The sequence below is a fragment of the Lysinibacillus sp. NPDC094177 genome (assembly GCF_050279145.1).
GTDB lineage: Bacteria > Bacillota > Bacilli > Bacillales_A > Planococcaceae > Lysinibacillus.
Window position 1 is genome coordinate 296,663 of record NZ_JBNNTW010000002.1, and the last position, 18,856, is coordinate 315,518.

Sequence of the window (18,856 nt, forward strand, 5' to 3'; positions counted from 1 at the left end):
GAATGCAGTCTTTAGACGGAATAAAGTTTGCTGAAATGGTGCAAATGGGTGCCCATCACCTATTCCAAAATGCAAATTATGTTGATTCATTAAATGTATTTCCAGTACCAGATGGTGATACAGGAACGAATATGAACTTATCGATGACATCTGGGGCAAAGGAAACGGAGCTTAATGCTTCAGAACATATCGGCAAAACAGCCCAAGCTTTATCAAAAGGTTTACTTATGGGAGCACGCGGAAATTCAGGCGTTATTTTATCGCAGTTATTCCGTGGCTTTGGTAAATTTATTGAAAAAGAAGCGACAATTGATGCCAAGGGCTTTGCAGGTGCCTTCCAAGCAGGCGTAGAAACTGCCTATAAAGCAGTAATGAAGCCGGTTGAAGGAACGATTTTAACGGTTGCACGTGAAGCGGCGAAAAAAGGTGTAGAAGTGGCAGAAACTGAAACCGATATCATTGCGGTGATGGAAGCATTTACTGCTGAAGCACAGGCTTCGTTGGAACGTACACCTGAACTTCTACCTGTTCTAAAAGAAGTCGGAGTTGTAGATAGTGGTGGTCAGGGCCTCCAATTTGTGTATGAAGGATTTTTAGCATCCTTAAAGGGCGAGCCATTACCTGTGAAAAACGAAGCAACTTTAGATGATTTAATTAATGCGGAACATCATAGAGCACAAGATTTCATGGATACTGCGGATATTGAGTTTGGCTATTGTACAGAGATCATGGTACGTTTTGAAGAAGGAAAAGAGCCATTTAGCGAGGAACAATTCCGCAATGAATTAAACCCTCTAGGTGATTCTTTACTCGTTATTTCGGATGAAGAGATTGCCAAAGTGCATATTCATTCTGAGCAACCAGGCGCTGTTTTAGCAATGGGTCAAAAATATGGTAGTCTTATTAAAATAAAGGTCGACAATATGCGTGAACAGCATTCTGCTATTGTTGGTGAGGATCATAAAGCACCTTCTTCAGCCAAAAAAGCAGAAAAGCATCCATATGCAATTGTAACGATTGCAATGGGCGAGGGAGTTGCTGAATTACTTCGTTCAATTGGTGCCTCTTATGTTATTGAAGGCGGTCAGACAATGAACCCTTCAACTGAAGATATTGTGAAGGCGGTACAAGAAATTGGTGCTGAAAAAGTATTGATTTTACCAAATAACAAAAATATCGTCATGGCAGCAGAGCAAGCAGTAGAGCTTTTAGATATTGAAGCGGCTGTAGTTCCAACGAAAACAATCCCTCAAGGTATGGCAGCGATTCTATCGTTTAATCCAGAGGCGGCAGTTGAAATGAACCAAGCAACAATGACAGAAGCCTTTGCAAATGTTAAAACAGGTCAAGTAACTTATGCAGTTCGAGATACATCTATTGACGGTGTGGAAATTCATAAGGATGATTTCATGGCTCTTGCGGAAGGTAAAATTGTATTATCTACTCCAGCATTAAAAGATGCTGCTGAGAAGGTAATTATTGATTTAGTGGATGAAGATGCAGAAATTGTAACAGTCATCTATGGTGAGGATACAACGGAAGAAAACGCCTCTGAATTAGTGGAATTTATTGAAGAGAAATATCCAGAGGTAGAAGTAGAGTTATTTAATGGTAAACAAGGATTATATCCATATATTATTTCAGTAGAATAATTCAATACTCTTTGCGTATAAGTAGAGAAAGCAGTGCACACGCCGTGTACTGCTTTTGTTTATAGTACAAGGAGAATTGGGGATAATAAGGTATGTAAATTGGCTAAAATTAAATGATTCGATGTATGTATCCATAGGACAATGCACTTCAATATACTGGAATTACAGCGTTTTGAAATCATTGTATTTTTGGAGTAGACAATAGATAATCAGTAAATCTATTGAGTAAATTATAGTCGTGTAAATTTTCTGAAAGTTGATAAAGAAGTGCTTTACTTTTATAGTAACTATCAAGCATGATATAAATAAAAAATCGATATTATTATATGGATAGGATAAAGGGGTGTTATTATGAAGTTTACTTCAGTATTTGATATTATCGGACCAGTGATGATTGGACCTTCTTCATCGCATACGGCAGGTGCCGCACGAATTGGGCGCGTTGCCAGAGATTTATTTGGAAGACAACCAAAGTGGGCGAAAATCCACTTATATGGTTCGTTTGCTGAAACGTATAAAGGACATGGAACAGATGTAGCTTTGGTAGGGGGCCTATTAAATTACGATACATTCGATGAGCGGATTAAAACAGCTTTTGCCGATGCAGAAAAGGCAGGGTTAGTTTATGAATTTATCCCAGAAACAGCAAATATGGAGCATCCGAATACAGCTCGCCTTGTGATTGGCGATGATGAAGGAGAAATGTCTGTTGTTGGTATTTCTATCGGTGGCGGTAAAATTGAAGTGAGTGAAGTTAATGGCTTCAAGCTTCGTCTAACAGGTGGCATGCCAGCAATCCTTGTTGTACATGATGATCGTGCTGGCTGTATTGCCAATGTGGCAAATTGCTTAGCGATGCATGCAGTCAACATTGGACATATGGAGGTTTCACGTATTGAACGTGGTTTAACTGCCCTTATGGTGATAGAAGTCGATCAAAACATCGAGGATAAAGTACTACAACAAATTTCTTTAATACCACATATTTCGAAGGTTTCTAAAATTAATAACTAAGGAGGTGCCCCAATATGGACGTATTGTTTCATAATGTTCGTGAGCTAGTTGAACGAGCGGAGCAAGAAGGAAAACTAATTTCTGAAATTATGATTGAGCAGGAAATGTTAATAACTGGACGCACAAGAGAAGAAATTATACAGCAAATGGACGTTAATTTAACGGTGATGGAGGAAGCTGTTGAAAGAGGCCTAAATGGTGTGAAATCTGTAACGGGCTTAACAGGTGGTGACGCAGTATTGCTTCAAAACTACATTGCGCAAGGCAATTCATTGTCAGGGGATTTATTATTAGACGCTGTGAGTAAAGCGGTTGCAACAAATGAAGTTAATGCGGCTATGGGTACAATTTGTGCTACCCCAACTGCAGGCTCAGCTGGTGTTGTACCAGGAACACTGTTTGCGGTGAAAAACAAGCTAAATCCTACACGTGAACAAATGATTCGCTATTTATTCACATCGGGTGCTTTCGGCTTCGTTGTTGCCAATAATGCTTCGATTTCAGGTGCTGCTGGAGGTTGTCAAGCTGAGGTTGGCTCAGCTGCTGGTATGGCAGCGGCAGCGATTGTAGAGATGGCTGGTGGTACTCCGCAGCAATGTTCAGAAGCATTTGCCATTACACTCAAAAATATGCTAGGGCTTGTTTGTGACCCGGTAGCTGGATTAGTAGAGGTTCCTTGTGTTAAGCGAAATGCTATGGGAGCGGCAAATTCACTTGTGGCAGCGGATATGGCACTTGCAGGGGTTACAAGTCGCATCCCGTGTGATGAAGTGATTGGTGCGATGTATCGAATTGGACAATCTATGAGTCCGAATTTGAAAGAAACTGCACGTGGAGGCCTTGCTGCAACACCAACAGGACAAGCTATTAGCAAAGCTATATTTGACAATGGCAATTTAGAGAGTATCCAATCACTGCAAAAATAAAAGTATTAAACACGCTTCCTAAGGGAGCGTGTTTTTTTGAGGTTCTACATGGGAAAGGTGTTTTATCGGTGAAAATGAAAAGAATAATGGTGAAATAGTATGAGAGGGTAGTTTGGGCAAAGTGGATATATTTTCTGGTGATACTCCTATTCTAGATTCATCACCATAACGTGTGGTTGATTTCCGTTCCGACTGGATCTTTTAAGGGGCGTCACGATGAGCCGCTTCGCTTGCGCTCCAGGTTCTCATCTGTGACGCTTCAATCAACCTATATACATGGCATACGTTTGAATAAATCTCATCCCTTACTTTTGGTGATGAGCCCTATCACAGCCAATAAAAAAGAAAAAGCCTTTTGGAATTTTAGTAAAGGGTAGGGGTAGGATAACAGGCAACGGCATCGATCAATCCTTCCTCAAATCCGTAGAACGCCCAGTAGGCACCGTTCCATCTATATCCAGATACTTCACCCACTTCTATACGAGTAGGATAAAACCAAAATTCTCTCCCGTTTCTAAGCCATACATAAGTATTTTGATATACACAATCAATAATGTAGGACACAGAAGGTTTTGATGGTCTGACGTTTGGTGGAGGTGTTTGTGGTCGCATTGTCCCTTGAGGTGGAAAAAATCCCAAGTGATTTCACTCCTTTTTTCAACATTATATGCTGAGAAGGAATAAATGCATTTATTTAACCGGACTAGTAAAAACCTAAAGATTGTGAAGCTATGTATTTCAATTAACGGTGGGCTTTAGTTGAAGCTCGAAACACAAAAGAAGGCATTGAGGTGATTGCTTCTTTATTTGATAAGGGTCAAAAAGTTTATGTTCTTTAAGTTCTTTATGTACGCTACTTAAAGATATAACTATACCAGGCGTGTTGATTAGGAAAAAAATAGGTTTATTATTGAGCGATTATAGGATTTTTTTGTTGCTATTTTGCTAATATATTCTCATTTTTAACTGATTGTAGCGTAGGGCTACTCGAGTGCTCCTGTCGCTTCGCTTTAGCCGCAGAGCAAAGCTTCCCGCGGGAAAGCGAGTAGCCCGTAGTGGAATCAGAGCCTTTTAATTGCCTAGGGAGAATAAAAATGGTTAATCTACACACCTAATAACTATCAATCAATTATTAATGAATTGAATTGCTATCATAGTGAAAATGAAAAGTTATATAATAATATTGAATATAAAAATGTACATCATGAATTGTTCAGAAGTGTTAACACAAGCAACGATATTATGAAAGCTAAGAGTAATCGTAAGAAAGGGGAAAACTCATATGCTGAAAAATAGTATAGTTATACGAATGATTGCAGGTAAAGTACTTGTGGTGAAAAACTTTGGAGGAGCTGTCGTGCAAGGTGACTGATTTAACGAATCCCGTTACTGATTTAAAGGGAATCGGGAAAGAAACAGCAGGACATTTAGAGGCATTGGGTATCGAGACGATAGCGGATTTACTATGGACGTTCCCGCATCGACATGAGGATTTTCGTTTAAAGGATTTGGCACAAACACCACATAATGAACGTGTCACTGTTGAGTGTAAGGTGGAACGTGAAGCGACAATATTGTTCTTAGGTCGCAATAAATCACGATTACAAGTCACAGTGCTGGCAGGCCGACATTTAGTTAAGGTTGTTTTTTTTAATCAAGGCTATTTGAAGCAGAAGCTTGTACCTGGAGCTATTATAACCGTTACGGGTAAATGGGACCGCGGCAGACAAGTTATTAATGGAACGTCTGTAACGTTTGGTCCTAAGACAGACCAGGTCGACTTCGAACCTGTTTATAGTCTAAAAGGTTTGATTCCGCAAAAACGTTTTCGTAAATATATGCGACAAGTGCTAGACGAGTTTGGTACAGAGATACCAGATGCTGTTCCGCAGCACTTACGGGAAGATTATAAGCTTGCTACAATGCGTGATGGGCTTGAGGGAATTCATTTCCCTATTGATGCAGGACATGCAAAGCAGGCTAGAAGACGCTTTGCCTATGAAGAGTTACTTAACTTTCAACTACGTATTCAAGCGTTACGTAAAATTCGAAAAGACAGTGAGCACGGTACAGTTATACAGTTTGATTTGCAAAAGTTACGTGACTTTATTGCGTCTTTACCATATGAATTAACAGGTGCTCAAAAACGCGTCGTCAATGAGATTTGCAAAGATTTGAAAGAGCCACATCGTATGAACCGCTTACTTCAAGGTGATGTAGGGTCGGGGAAAACCGTTGTTGCGGCAATATGTTTATATGCAGCTGTAACGGCTGGTTTTCAGGGAGCATTGATGGCGCCAACGGAAATTTTAGCTGAGCAGCATGCTGAGAATTTGAAGGAATGGTTTGAGCCATTTGGTGTACGTGTAGCATTACTATCGGGATCGACGAAAGCGAAGGAACGTCGTTTACTTTTAGAAGAACTGGCAAACGGAGACATAGATATTTTAATTGGTACGCATGCACTAATTCAGCCTGATGTCGTTTTTTTAAAACTGGGTTTTGTTATAACAGATGAACAGCATCGTTTTGGTGTTGAGCAGCGTCGAGTATTGCGTGATAAAGGAGAAAATCCAGATGTGCTCTTTATGACGGCGACACCAATACCGCGAACGCTCGCGATAACAGCATTTGGAGAAATGGACGTTTCAATGATTGATGAAATGCCAGCGGGGCGTAAGCAAATTGAAACACATTGGATGAAAAAGGAGCAGTTTGGCTCTGTAATGTCAAAGCTGGAATTAGAGCTTGCTGCTGGTAGACAAGCTTATGCTATTTGTCCTCTAATCGAGGAGTCAGACAAGCTGGATGTACAAAATGCAGTAGAAATCTATGAACAGCTTGCAGCATATTTTACTGGGCGTTACAATGTCGGATTAATGCATGGTCGCTTATCCGCGGATGAGAAAGATGCTGTCATGCGAGCCTTTAGTGAGGGAACTATTCATGTGCTCGTGTCTACAACAGTTGTTGAGGTTGGGGTTAACGTACCGAATGCAACTTTTATGATTATTTATGACGCTGAACGCTTCGGCTTAGCTCAGTTGCATCAGCTGCGTGGGCGTGTTGGACGAGGCGAACATCAGTCATATTGTGTGTTGCTAGCCGATCCGAAATCTGATGAAGGCAAAGAGCGAATGCAGTCGATGACGGAAACGAATGATGGTTTCCGCCTAGCTGAAAAGGATTTGGAACTACGTGGACCAGGTGATTTCTTTGGTCGTAAACAAAGTGGTTTGCCTGATTTTAAAGTAGCGGATTTAGTGCACGATTATCGGATACTTGAAACTGCGAGAAATGATGCAACGGATATGATTAAGACTGATGCTTTTTGGCATGATGATGAGTACAAATATTTACGTGAAATGCTTGAAAATTCAGGTGTTTTACAGGGAGAACGCTTTGATTAACTGACTTTTATATCTAATTTGGAATGTGAGCGCTTGTTTTGAAAACAAGTCTTGCATTCTTTTTTTATACTCTATATACTGATATTAGTACCAAGTGCTAATAACAACTAAAAAAGGTGGCGAATGATGTTGAGACGAACGAAAAAAGAGCGACAGCGACTATTATCCGAAACGATAGCTGATAATCCATTCGTCACAGATGAACAGCTAGCAACACAGTTTCAGGTTAGTGTCCAAACAATTCGTTTAGATCGTATGGAATTAGCGATTCCAGAATTACGAGAACGAATTAAAGATGTTGCTTCGAAAACCTATGAAAATGAAGTAAAATCACTACCGATTGATGAAGTAATCGGAGAAATAATTGATATTGAATTGGATAATCGTGCATTATCTATCTTTGACGTAAAAGAAGAACATGTTTTTCAGCGCAATGGCATCGCACGTGGACATCATTTGTTTGCGCAGGCAAATTCATTAGCGGTAGCAGTTATTGACGACGAATTAGCATTGACAGTACATTCTAACATTACCTTTGTGAAACCTGTTAGAGCTGGAGATCGTGTTATTACAAAAGCAATCGTTATCGGACGTGATGACAATAATCATCGTACAAAAGTAGAGTTAACGTCCACTGTTAACGGTGAAACAGTTTTTGTTGGTGAATTTGATATGTACCGCACGAAAGGTAAAGGTGAATAACAATGAAATTAGCGCTTGATGGAATGGGTGGAGACAACGCACCAAAATCAGTTGTTGAAGGTGCTTTATTAGCATTAGAGCAAATCCCAAATTTAGAAATTCAATTATATGGTCAGCAGCAAAAGCTTGAACCATTTTTAAAAATACATGATAGATTAACTGTAGTACATTGTGATGAAGTTGTTGAAGGAACAGACGATCCAGCACGCGCTGTTCGTCGTAAAAAGGATTCATCGATGGCAAAAATGATGGATGCGGTTGAAGAAGGAAAGGCGGATGCTTGTCTTTCAGCAGGTAATACAGGTGCTTTAATGGCAGGAGGCTTATTTAAAGTAGGGCGTATTGAAGGGATTGCTAGACCTGCTCTAGCCACTACACTTCCTACTTTAGATGGTAAGGGCTTTTTAATGCTTGATTTAGGAGCAAATGCAGATGCACGACCTGAGCATTTATTGCAATATGCGATTATGGGCGATATTTATGCGAAAAAGGTAGGTGGCTTACAAAAGCCACGTATCGGCTTGTTAAATATCGGTACTGAGGATAAAAAAGGAAATGACTTAACGAAGGCAACTTTTGGATTGTTAAAAGAAGCAGATTTAAACTTTATCGGTAATGTTGAAGCTCGAGATTTACTTGAAGGGGTAGCGGACGTTGTTGTAACAGACGGCTTTACAGGTAATATGGTGCTGAAATCGATAGAAGGTACTGCTGGCGCGTTATTTTCAATGCTAAAAGAGGCGTTCATGTCTTCAACAAAAACAAAAATTTCGGCAGCACTTATGAAAAATAATTTGCGTGACCTAAAAAATAAAATGGATTACACAGAGTACGGTGGTGCAGGTTTGTTTGGTTTACAAGCACCTGTGATTAAGGCACATGGCTCATCCAATGCCAAAGCAATATACAGTGCAATCCGCCAGGCAAATACGATGGTTGAGCATACAGTCATCTCGACGATTACAGATACAGTACGTCACTTAGAAATTGATTAACTTCTTTCAGTAATGTTTTCTGTAGCGACAGGCAGGTGTCCAAACACCCGCTGAAATATAGGAACTCAGTCTAAGAACGCCACGTCCTGTGGCAACGACTGAGTGACCAACATTATGTTGCTGACGCTACGTTAGCACTGCGCTTTCGCACAGAAAACATCATGTTGCTGACGCTACGTTAGCACTGCGCTTTCGCACAAAAAACATCATGTTGGCCTAAAGCCTCCGGGCGCAAATTTTGCCGAGGCATAATTGATTAAAAAGGGGATTAATAAAAAATGACGAAAATAGCATTTGTTTTTCCGGGCCAAGGTTCTCAAGCAGTTGGGATGGGGCAAGAGTTTATCGAGAATGCGGCAGAAAGTAAAGCATTTTATGATCGTGCAAATCAATCACTTGGCTTTGAATTGTCTAAGCTTATGTTAGAGGGACCAGCTGAGGAGCTAACATTGACTTATCATGCACAGCCAGCACTTTTAACTACTGGTGTGATGGTTGCAGAAAAATTACGTGCAGCAGGTATTACGCCAAATTATACAGCTGGACATTCACTTGGTGAATACGGTGCATTAGTAATCGCTGGTGTGCTATCGTTTGAGGATGCAGTTTCTGTTGTGCATAAGCGTGGGCTTTATATGAATGAAGCTGTACCTGCAGGGCAAGGTGCTATGGCAGCCATTCTAGGGATGGAGCTTGATGCACTGCATGAAGTAACTGAAAAAGTATCTGCGGCAGGTAATCCAGTTCAAGTAGCGAATGTAAACTGTCCAGGGCAAATCGTTATTTCTGGTACAAAGGAAGGCGTTGAAAAGGCTTCTTTAGCGGCAAAGGAAGCTGGTGCAAAACGAGCAATTCCTTTAGTTGTTAGTGGTCCATTCCATTCAGAGCTAATGCGACCATCATCTGAAAAATTAAAAGAAACGTTGGCTGATATATCATTGTCAGTTCCACAAATTCCTGTAATCGGTAATGTAATGGCGAAAGAATTAGACGATGTTCCAGCTATTCAACATGAGTTAGTAGAACAAGTATATAGCGCTGTGCAATGGGAAGCATCTGTGCGTGAAATGATTGCACAAGGTGTGGATGTCTTTATTGAATGTGGACCAGGCAAAGTATTAAGTGGATTAGTGAAGAAAATTGATCGATCTGTTGCGACATATTGTGTTTATGATGAAGCATCATTAGAGGCTGTACTAGAAGCGGCGAAGGAGTGGACAATTAATGCGTAAATTAGAGGGTAAAGTAGCTGTTGTAACTGGTGCTTCGCGTGGAATAGGACGCGCTATTGCCTTTAAGCTTGCTGATGAGGGTGCTAAAGTTGTCGTTAACTATAGTGGGTCACAGGCGAAGGCAGAAGAAGTTGTCGCGTCGATTCAAGAGAATGGCGGCGAGGCTATAGCTGTACAAGCAAGTGTTTCAAAAACAGAGGAAGTTACAGCATTAATGGATGCAGCGGTAAAAACATTCGGCTCGCTTGATATTTTAGTAAATAATGCGGGTATTACACGTGATAACTTGTTAATGCGTATGAAAGAGGATGAATGGGACGATGTTCTAGAGACGAACCTAAAAGGTGTTTTCCTTTGTACAAAAGCAGTAACACGTCAAATGATGAAGCAACGTGCTGGCCGTATCATCAATATTTCATCGATTGTTGGTGTAGCTGGTAATGCAGGGCAAGCTAATTACGTAGCTGCAAAAGCAGGCGTTATTGGATTAACTAAAACGACTGCCAAGGAATTAGCATCACGTAATATTCTAGTAAACGCGATTGCACCAGGCTTTATAGAAACTGAAATGACTGATCAACTACCAGAAGATCTAAAGCAAGGTATGCTTACTCAAATTCCTCTAGCAAAACTTGGGCAGCCTGAGGATATCGCAAAGGCAGTAGCTTTTCTAGCTTCAGATGATGCTAACTATATGACAGGCCAAACGTTACATATAGATGGCGGCATGGTAATGTAATTTAAAATAGTCATAGATAATGATTTTTTGTATAATCATTGAGGGGAGGTGAATGATTTGTCTACAGTATTAGAACGCGTAACAAAAGTAATCGTGGACCGTTTAGGTGTTGAAGAGAGTGAAGTTACTCTAGAAGCCTCTTTCCGTGATGATTTAGGTGCTGACTCATTAGACGTAGTTGAGCTTGTAATGGAGCTTGAAGACGAATTCGATATGGAAATTTCTGATGAAGATGCTGAAAAAATCACAACAGTTGGTTCTGCAATTTCATACATCGAAAGTAAATTAAACTAATCCGTTTAACTTTATTAGCAGAAATTGATCACCTCTATAGGTTCTAACATGAATGCAGTCATTATACAATTAGTGTTTATGATTGAAGAAAGTTATAGCATTTGGCAGAAATCACCTTTGTTTTTCTTATGTGTGAAGAGCAGGTACTATGCTGAGGTGTATTTAAAAAGGGGACGAAATGGTTCGTTTTGCGAACTGTGGGCGTCCCTTTTTTTATTTTGGAAAATAATTAAATAATTAAATTTCCAAAACATTGTATTTAAACCGAAATACTTTTGCATAAATGCCTTGAAAAAGGTACACTTAAACGGTAGAAACTATTAGGAAGGCAGATTGTTCAATGGCTATGAAAAGAAAAGGAATTATGCAGAAATCTGGCGTGCTTCCTGAAAAAGTACGCAATCAATTCGAGCTGTTACAGCATGAATTAAATATCACATTTATTAATAAAAATTTATTGTATCAAGCATTCACGCATTCATCTTATGTGAATGAGCATCGCCGTAAATTGTTTACGGATAATGAGCGTCTTGAATTTTTAGGGGACGCAGTACTTGAACTGTCTGTTTCTAAATACCTTTTTGAGAAATTCACTAATATGAGTGAGGGTGAGCTGACGAAGCTACGAGCATCCATAGTATGTGAGCCATCACTTGTTATCTTTGCAAATGAATTAGGCTTTGGTCGCTTTGTATTACTCGGAAAAGGTGAGGAATTAACAGGTGGACGGGAACGCCCAGCGCTACTTGCAGATGTATTTGAATCATTTGTAGGTGCCCTTTATTTAGATCAAGGCTTACAAACGGTCGTATCATTTTTAGAACGAATCGTATTCCCGAAAGTAGAAGTCGGTGCTTTTTCGCATGTGATGGATTTTAAAAGCCAATTGCAAGAAATGGTACAGCAAACAAGCAACGGTCTTCTTCATTATGAAATTATTGATGAAAAGGGTCCTGCACATAACCGTACCTTTGTATCGAGTGTACTATTAAATGGACAGGAGCTTGGTATTGGTCGTGGGAAATCAAAAAAAGAAGCCGAGCAGCAAGCTGCGCAATGTGCAATGCGTACAATGCATAAGCAAACTGCAAAAGAGGAGGCTTAATAAATGTTCCTAAAACGACTCGAAGTGATTGGCTTTAAATCTTTTGCGGAGCGCATTGGAATTGATTTTGTACCCGGAGTTACAGCGGTGGTTGGGCCAAATGGTAGTGGGAAAAGTAATGTCACTGATGCCATTCGTTGGGTACTAGGGGAGCAATCGGCAAAGTCGTTACGTGGGGCAAAGATGGAGGATGTTATATTTGCTGGCAGTGACTCACGTAAGCCACTAAACTTTGCAGAGGTAACATTAATTTTAGATAACACAGATGAACAGCTTGCTTTTTCTTATACAGAAGTCAGCGTAACAAGACGCGTATACCGTTCAGGTGATAGTGAATATTTACTAAATAACCAGCAGTGTCGCCTGAAGGATATTACGGACTTGTTTATGGACTCAGGACTTGGGAAAGAAGCCTTCTCCATTATTTCACAAGGCCGTGTCGATGAAATTTTAAATAGCCGACCTGATGACCGACGTTCAATTTTTGAAGAGGCAGCTGGCGTGTTAAAGTATAAACTAAGAAAGAAAAAGGCAGAGCATAAGCTTGTTGAAACAGATGAAAATTTGTATCGTGTTTTAGATATTCTACATGAGCTAGACAGTCGTCTGGAGCCGTTAGAAATTCAGGCATCAAGTGCAAGAGATTATGTGCAAATGTCAACAGAGTTAAAGGATTTTGATATCGCCATCCTTGTGCACGATTTAAAAAATTGTGCACAATCTTTGCATGCTCTGAAAGCTGAATACACAGAACTATATGAAACAGAGCAAAAACAAGCTCATAATATTTCATCGATAGAGAAGCAAACTGCAAGTATTCGTAAGCTTTTAAAAGAGCTAGATGACTATCTAGATACGACTCAGGCTGAGTTTGTCAATGCAACGATGGAGGTAGAGCGTTGGGATGGTCGTAAAGCGTTAATGGCTGAAAAACGGCAGAATGCTTCAAACCAACTAATTCAATTGAATTCAGCATTACAAGAAGCTAAAGATGAGGTTGAGGCTCTTATAGCTCAAGAGCAAGAGAAAAAAGAATTGTTCACTGAAAAACAGCAAGAGGTATCAGAGCTGAAACAAAGCATTAAGCAGTTAGAGCAATCCTTAAATCGCTCGGTTTCTGAAATTGAACAAGAAATTGAAGAACAAAAAAACCGATATATCGACTCTTTAAACGAAGAAGCAACAGTTAAAAATGAATTAAAAAATATCGAACAACAGTTAGCGCAGCAAAAAGCGATGGCGACACGAATGTCAGACCAAACTGATGAAATCGGGCAAGAGCTTGCGCAAATTCTAGCAGAAAAAGAGAAGCTAGTAGTTGCTCATACTACAACAACTAACGAATTGCAGGAAAAACTTGAGCAATATGAAACATTGCAAATACAGCTTAAGAATGTCAATGCATCGTTTAATGAAAAGCAAGATATGCTTTATAAAGCGTATCAACATCAGCAGCAACTTAAGGCTAGAAAAGATACACTAGCTGAGCTCGAAGCAGATTTCTCTGGGTTTTTCCATGGAGTAAAAGAAGTATTATTAGCACGTGATAAAGGTGAATTAGCCGGGATTGAAGGAGCCGTTGCTGAGTTAATTCAAGTGGATGGGAAATATTCTCAAGCTATTGAAACAGCATTAGGGGCTGCCTCTCAGCATATTGTAACAACCGATGAACAAAATGCTCAACAGGCAATCCATTGGCTAAAACAAAAGAGAGCTGGGCGCGCAACATTTTTACCCAAAACAGTTATCAAGTCACGTAAAATCAATCTATCTGCGATTCAGCTAGCCACTGAGCACCCAGCATTTGTCCAAATGGCTGATGCACTTGTAACGTTCGATGAAGCCAACCGCACAATTGTTGAGAACCTCCTTGGCAATGTCATCGTTGCATCAAGTTTAGAAGGTGCAAGTCAAATTGCTCGATTATGTGGGTTTCGATATCGTGTTGTAACACTTGAAGGTGATATCGTCAATGCAGGCGGTTCATTAACAGGTGGTGCAACGAAGCAGCAATCTTCACTCTTTACAAGAAAAGCAGAATTAGATGGTTTAATAGTAAAGCTACAATCGTTGGAAGCATCTATTTATAGTGCTGAACAGGCTGTCTCAACTGAAAAAGAGAAGCTTGCAACATTGCGTGACAAAGTAGAGCAATTGAAGCTTGATGGTGAGCAACTACGAAAAGATGAAATGCAGCAGGCGAGTCGCATACGCGAACTAGAGGTTGTCGAGAAAAGCTTATCTGCACGAGTTTCTTTTGCTTCTAATGAAACACAAGATGTAAAAACTCGTGAAGAAGCATTGTTAGCTCAAAAGGAAGCGGCTACAGAGCGTTTAACAGCACTAACAACAGAACTGTTAGAGATAAACGAAACCGTGGAACAACTAAGTAAAGTAAAGTTACAAAGTGAAACGGAGAAAGATGTACTTCGTGAGCAGTCAGCAGAAAAACGCTCGCAGTTAGCGGTTATGCAGGAACAAATGTCACAAGTACAAATTGCTACAGCCGAGTTAGCCCTACAATTAAACAAAGGTCGTCAAAAAGTCGACAATATTTCTCAGGAAATAATCTGGCTTCAATCTGATGAATCGACAAAACTTTTAAGTGATGAAGAAGTGGATGAGCAAGTTGCTACGTGGAAAACTAGAAGAGATTCGCTGCAGGATACTATTTCACAGAAAAAAGATGAAAAAGTAGCACAACAACAAGAGCTTACTACTTTAGAAGAACAGCTGAAAGAATTACAGCGTACACATAAAGGCTACCTTGAAGCGATACGTGCAAATGAATTGAAACGAAGTCGCGTAGAATTTGAAATCAATAATTTCAATGAACAGTTAGAAGAAAACTATCAGCTTACATTTGAGGAAGCTGAGGAGCTAGCCCTTACAATTGAAGATGAGGAGCATATGCGACGTCGAGTGAAATTACTGAAGAAATCTATTGAGGAGCTAGGCCCTGTTAATTTAAGCGCCATTGAGGAATACGATCGTGTACTTGAACGCCATTCATTTTTAACAGAGCAGCGAGAAGATTTACTTGCTGCACAGGAAACATTACATGAGGCTATTAAAGAAATGGATGAAGAAATGACGCTACGATTTAGCGAAACCTTCTATGCCATTCGAGAGCAATTTAAACGTGTATTCCGTGAGTTGTTTGGTGGAGGGCAGGCAGATTTAGTGTTATTGGACCCTCAAAACCTGCTTGAAACAGGTATAGAAATTGTAGCACAACCACCAGGGAAAAAATTACAAAATTTAAGTTTGCTTTCAGGTGGTGAACGTGCACTAACTGCCATCGCTTTATTATTCTCCATTCTAAATATACGACCTGTACCATTTTGTATTCTCGATGAGGTAGAGGCGGCTTTAGATGAGGCAAATGTTGATCGATATAGCCAATATTTGAAGAAATTTAGCCGTGATACGCAATTTATTGTGATCACACATCGTAAAGGAACGATGGAGGGAGCGGATGTGTTGTATGGTATTACAATGCAGGAATCTGGCGTATCTAAACTTGTATCAGTAAAATTAGAAGATGAACCCGTACTTGCGGAGCAAAGGAGCGAACAAGCATGAGTTTTTTTAAACGTTTAAAAGATAAATTAATGGGCAACCCAGCCGAGGAAGAAAAAATAGGAGCGATTAATGAAGAAGAAGCTGCTGCTGAACAGAAGCAAGACGAAGCAACAGAGCCTACTCCAATTGAAGCAACAGAACCTGCTCAAATTGAAACATCTGTAGAGGAAGTTGAAAAAGTAGAAGAAGTTTCTGTAACAGAACGCTCAATTGAAACAGAAATTCCTGTAGCATTAGAAGATCAAGCGCAACAAGAAGATCAAGAGGTCGTGATAGTAGAAGAACCTGCAAAAGAGAAAAAACCTTCTGCATGGTCTATTACACAAAAGTTCAAGGCTGGACTTGAAAAAACGCGTAATTCATTTACTTCGAAAGTAAACGACCTAGTTGCTCGTTATCGAAAAGTGGATGAAGATTTCTTTGAAGAATTAGAAGACTTATTATTACAGGCGGACGTTGGCTTTGAAACAGTAATGGAGTTAATGGACAAATTACGCTTCGAGGTTCAGCGTAAAAATATAAAAGATACAAGCGGTATTCAAACGATTATTTCTGAAAAACTTGTGGAAATTTATGAGCAAGGAGAAGAGGATTTAATCGAGCTTAATATGCAACCTAAAGGTGATCTTACGGTAATTTTATTCGTAGGGGTAAATGGTGTTGGGAAAACGACGACTATCGGTAAACTTGCCCATCGTTTAAAATCACAAGGTAAAACAGTTGTTTTAGCGGCAGGTGATACTTTCCGTGCTGGTGCCATCGATCAATTACAAGTTTGGGGAGACCGTGTAGGCTGTGAAGTGATTAAACAATCGGAAGGTTCAGATCCAGCGGCGGTTATGTATGATGCAATTCGTGCAGCGAAAAACCGTAATGCAGATGTGTTAATTTGTGATACAGCAGGGCGCTTACAAAACAAAGTAAACTTAATGAATGAGCTTGAAAAAGTTCATCGAGTAATCTCTCGAGAGGTTCCGAATGCTCCGCATGAAGTACTTTTAGCATTAGATGCAACAACAGGTCAAAATGCACTTGTTCAAGCACAAACATTTAAGGAAGTTACAAATGTAACTGGGATCGTTTTAACAAAGCTTGACGGCACTGCAAAAGGTGGTATTGTTCTAGCTATTCGTAATAAATTACACATTCCTGTGAAGTTTGTTGGTCTTGGTGAAAAAATGGATGATTTACAACCATTTGATGCAGAGCGCTATGTGTATGGCTTATTTGCTGATGGTTTAGATAAAGAATTACAAAATAGTGAGGACTAATAGCTCACAAGCAATTTGAAGTGCTTGTCTGTAAACAGGGAATCGCATTGTTTAAAAGAGAAATACTAGCTTTAGGTGAAAAACGCCTAAAAAGCAGTTAATTAAAGCTTTTAGACAAGGAGATTACCTTGACACAGACGGGCGCTTTTCGTTATGATACAAATGACTAATAACGGGAGGAGAAACATTCGATGCTACTTGAAAAAACAACACGCATGAACTTTCTCTTCGACTTTTATCAAGCATTATTAACAGATAAGCAACGAAGTTATATGGAGCTCTATTATTTAGATGATCACTCACTTGGAGAAATCGCTGAATCGTATGGGGTTTCACGCCAAGCTGTTTATGATAATATTCGTCGAACAGAAGCGATGCTTGAAGAATATGAAGAAAAACTATGTTTACTTGAAAAATTTCAACAACGTACACAAATGCTTGCGCAACTGACAACAGGGATTACAGAACAAAGTATGACCGTTGAAGAGCAGCTAACGCTTATAGAACAGTTGAAAGAATGGGATTAGGAGGCGAAAGCAATGGCTTTTGAAGGATTAGCGGAACGACTCCAAGGAACGATCCAAAAGATTAAAGGTAAAGGTAAAGTATCGGAGCAAGACGTTAAAGAAATGATGCGCGAAGTCCGATTTGCTTTAATCGAGGCGGATGTTAACTTAAAAGTAGTCAAAGAATTCGTTAAAAAGGTCAGTGAACGTGCTGTCGGTGTAGATGTTATGCAAAGCTTAACACCAGGTCAGCAAGTTATTAAAATCGTACAAGAAGAATTAACAGAATTAATGGGTGGCGAGCAAAGCCCAATTAAATTTAATACAAAGCCACCAACTGTTATTATGATGGTCGGCTTACAAGGTGCAGGTAAAACGACAACTACTGGTAAATTGGCAAATGTGTTACGTAAAAAATATAATCGTAAGCCATTACTTGTTGCTGCAGATGTTTATCGTCCAGCGGCTGTTCAGCAGTTACAAACATTAGGAAAGCAGTTATCCCTACCTGTTTTTGCGTTAGGAACCGATGTATCTCCAGTAGAAATTGCACGTCAGGCAATTGAATTGGCAAAAGAAGAACATCATGATGTCGTTATTATCGATACAGCTGGTCGCTTGCACATCGATGAAGATTTAATGCAAGAATTAAAAGATATTCGTGCGTTAAAAGAGCCGGATGAAGTATTCCTAGTTGTAGATGCTATGACAGGTCAGGATGCTGTCAACGTGGCAGAAAGCTTTAATGAAGCGGTCGGTATTACTGGAGTTGTTTTAACAAAGCTCGATGGTGATACACGTGGTGGTGCGGCGCTATCAATTCGTTCCGTTACACAGAAGCCCATAAAGTTTGTCGGTATGGGTGAGAAGATGGATGCGCTAGAACCTTTCCATCCAGAGCGTATGGCGTCTCGTATATTAGGAATGGGTGACGTTTTATCACTTATTGAAAAGGCTCAGGCAAATGTTGACGAAGCAAAGGCTAAAGAACTAGAGGAAAAATTTAAATCCCAGACCTTTACGTTTGATGATTTCGTTGAACAATTGCAACAAGTAAAGAAAATGGGTCCTCTTGACGAAATTTTGAAAATGTTACCAGGTGCCGGCAAAATCAAAGGCTTAGACAATGTTAAAGTTGATGATAAGCAAATGGGTCGCGTAGAAGCGATTATTTATTCGATGACACCTGCTGAAAAGACGAATCCAGAAATTATTAACGGTAGCCGTAAAAAGCGTATAGCGAAGGGTTCTGGGACATCAATTCAAGAGGTAAATCGTCTATTGAAGCAATTTGAAGAAATGAAAAAAATGATGAAGCAAATGACAGGCATGGCGAGTGGCAAAGGAAAGAAAAAGATGAAACTACCAGGCTTCGATTCATTGTTTAAATAATATTTTATAGGTGTTAAGAAAAAACACTTTACA

The 18,856-nt window shown here is 39.8% G+C and carries 14 protein-coding genes; all 14 read left to right on the plus strand.

Translation table 11 applies throughout. The features are described 5' to 3' along the window. Positions 1-2 precede the first annotated feature (2 nt). The 14 genes from ACQKNC_RS04955 (at position 3) to ffh (ending at position 18,823) form a co-directional block, all read left to right on the plus strand. Positions 3-1,652, plus strand: coding sequence for a DAK2 domain-containing protein (locus tag ACQKNC_RS04955; protein WP_427423756.1), 1,650 nt, complete (start codon positions 3-5; stop codon positions 1,650-1,652). A 351-nt stretch (positions 1,653-2,003) separates the two neighbouring features. Beyond that, positions 2,004-2,666, plus strand: coding sequence for an L-serine ammonia-lyase, iron-sulfur-dependent subunit beta (gene sdaAB / locus ACQKNC_RS04960; RefSeq protein ID WP_427423757.1), 663 nt, complete (start codon positions 2,004-2,006; stop codon positions 2,664-2,666). Positions 2,667-2,680: 14 nt separating this feature from the next. Beyond that, a complete protein-coding gene (gene sdaAA, locus ACQKNC_RS04965) occupies positions 2,681-3,592 on the plus strand; it encodes an L-serine ammonia-lyase, iron-sulfur-dependent, subunit alpha (protein WP_427423758.1) in 912 nt (303 codons plus the stop codon). Positions 3,593-4,956: 1,364 nt separating this feature from the next. Further along, positions 4,957-7,002 carry an ATP-dependent DNA helicase RecG gene (recG, locus tag ACQKNC_RS04970; RefSeq protein WP_427423759.1) on the plus strand — a complete coding sequence of 682 codons (2,046 nt, stop codon included), beginning with the start codon at positions 4,957-4,959 and terminating at the stop codon, positions 7,000-7,002. Positions 7,003-7,131: 129 nt separating this feature from the next. Then, positions 7,132-7,704 (plus strand): transcription factor FapR, encoded by a 573-nt coding sequence (fapR, locus tag ACQKNC_RS04975; protein WP_427423760.1) that lies wholly within the window; start codon positions 7,132-7,134, stop codon positions 7,702-7,704. A gap of 2 nt (positions 7,705-7,706) precedes the next feature. Beyond that, positions 7,707-8,699, plus strand: a complete 993-nt coding sequence (gene plsX / locus ACQKNC_RS04980; RefSeq protein WP_427423761.1) for a phosphate acyltransferase PlsX — start codon at positions 7,707-7,709, stop codon at positions 8,697-8,699. 278 nt (positions 8,700-8,977) lie between these two features. Next, entirely contained in the window at positions 8,978-9,931 is a 954-nt protein-coding gene (gene fabD / locus ACQKNC_RS04985; RefSeq protein WP_427423762.1) for an ACP S-malonyltransferase, read from the plus strand. Then, positions 9,924-10,670 carry a 3-oxoacyl-[acyl-carrier-protein] reductase gene (fabG, locus tag ACQKNC_RS04990; protein WP_427423763.1) on the plus strand — a complete coding sequence of 249 codons (747 nt, stop codon included), beginning with the start codon at positions 9,924-9,926 and terminating at the stop codon, positions 10,668-10,670. The genes fabD and fabG overlap by 8 nt, the downstream gene beginning before the upstream one ends. Before the next feature lie 57 nt (positions 10,671-10,727). Then, complete coding sequence (gene acpP, locus ACQKNC_RS04995; protein WP_427423764.1) at positions 10,728-10,964, plus strand: acyl carrier protein; 237 nt, start codon at positions 10,728-10,730, stop codon at positions 10,962-10,964. Positions 10,965-11,304: 340 nt separating this feature from the next. Then, complete coding sequence (rnc, locus tag ACQKNC_RS05000; protein ID WP_427423765.1) at positions 11,305-12,069, plus strand: ribonuclease III; 765 nt, start codon at positions 11,305-11,307, stop codon at positions 12,067-12,069. Between the two features lie 3 nt (positions 12,070-12,072). Further along, positions 12,073-15,654 (plus strand): chromosome segregation protein SMC, encoded by a 3,582-nt coding sequence (smc, locus tag ACQKNC_RS05005; RefSeq protein ID WP_427423766.1) that lies wholly within the window; start codon positions 12,073-12,075, stop codon positions 15,652-15,654. Beyond that, complete coding sequence (gene ftsY, locus ACQKNC_RS05010; protein ID WP_427423767.1) at positions 15,651-16,925, plus strand: signal recognition particle-docking protein FtsY; 1,275 nt, start codon at positions 15,651-15,653, stop codon at positions 16,923-16,925. Before smc ends, ftsY begins: the two co-directional genes overlap by 4 nt. Positions 16,926-17,116: 191 nt before the next feature. Beyond that, complete coding sequence (locus ACQKNC_RS05015; RefSeq protein WP_134018987.1) at positions 17,117-17,452, plus strand: putative DNA-binding protein; 336 nt, start codon at positions 17,117-17,119, stop codon at positions 17,450-17,452. Positions 17,453-17,464: 12 nt separating this feature from the next. Continuing rightward, positions 17,465-18,823, plus strand: coding sequence for a signal recognition particle protein (ffh, locus tag ACQKNC_RS05020; RefSeq protein WP_142507489.1), 1,359 nt, complete (start codon positions 17,465-17,467; stop codon positions 18,821-18,823). The last annotated feature ends 33 nt before the right edge of the window (positions 18,824-18,856 follow it).

Bases quoted from the DNA above. Each gene is read 5' to 3' on its own strand.
- ACQKNC_RS04955 (WP_427423756.1), top strand. From the start codon at position 3: ATGCAGTCTTTAGACGGAATAAAGTTTGCTGAAATGGTGCAAATGGGT.
- sdaAB (WP_427423757.1), top strand. From the start codon at position 2,004: ATGAAGTTTACTTCAGTATTTGATATTATCGGACCAGTGATGATTGGA.
- sdaAA (WP_427423758.1), top strand. From the start codon at position 2,681: ATGGACGTATTGTTTCATAATGTTCGTGAGCTAGTTGAACGAGCGGAG.
- plsX (WP_427423761.1), top strand. From the start codon at position 7,707: ATGAAATTAGCGCTTGATGGAATGGGTGGAGACAACGCACCAAAATCA.
- fabD (WP_427423762.1), top strand. From the start codon at position 8,978: ATGACGAAAATAGCATTTGTTTTTCCGGGCCAAGGTTCTCAAGCAGTT.
- fabG (WP_427423763.1), top strand. From the start codon at position 9,924: ATGCGTAAATTAGAGGGTAAAGTAGCTGTTGTAACTGGTGCTTCGCGT.
- rnc (WP_427423765.1), top strand. From the start codon at position 11,305: ATGGCTATGAAAAGAAAAGGAATTATGCAGAAATCTGGCGTGCTTCCT.
- smc (WP_427423766.1), top strand. From the start codon at position 12,073: ATGTTCCTAAAACGACTCGAAGTGATTGGCTTTAAATCTTTTGCGGAG.
- ftsY (WP_427423767.1), top strand. From the start codon at position 15,651: ATGAGTTTTTTTAAACGTTTAAAAGATAAATTAATGGGCAACCCAGCC.
- ACQKNC_RS05015 (WP_134018987.1), top strand. From the start codon at position 17,117: ATGCTACTTGAAAAAACAACACGCATGAACTTTCTCTTCGACTTTTAT.
- ffh (WP_142507489.1), top strand. From the start codon at position 17,465: ATGGCTTTTGAAGGATTAGCGGAACGACTCCAAGGAACGATCCAAAAG.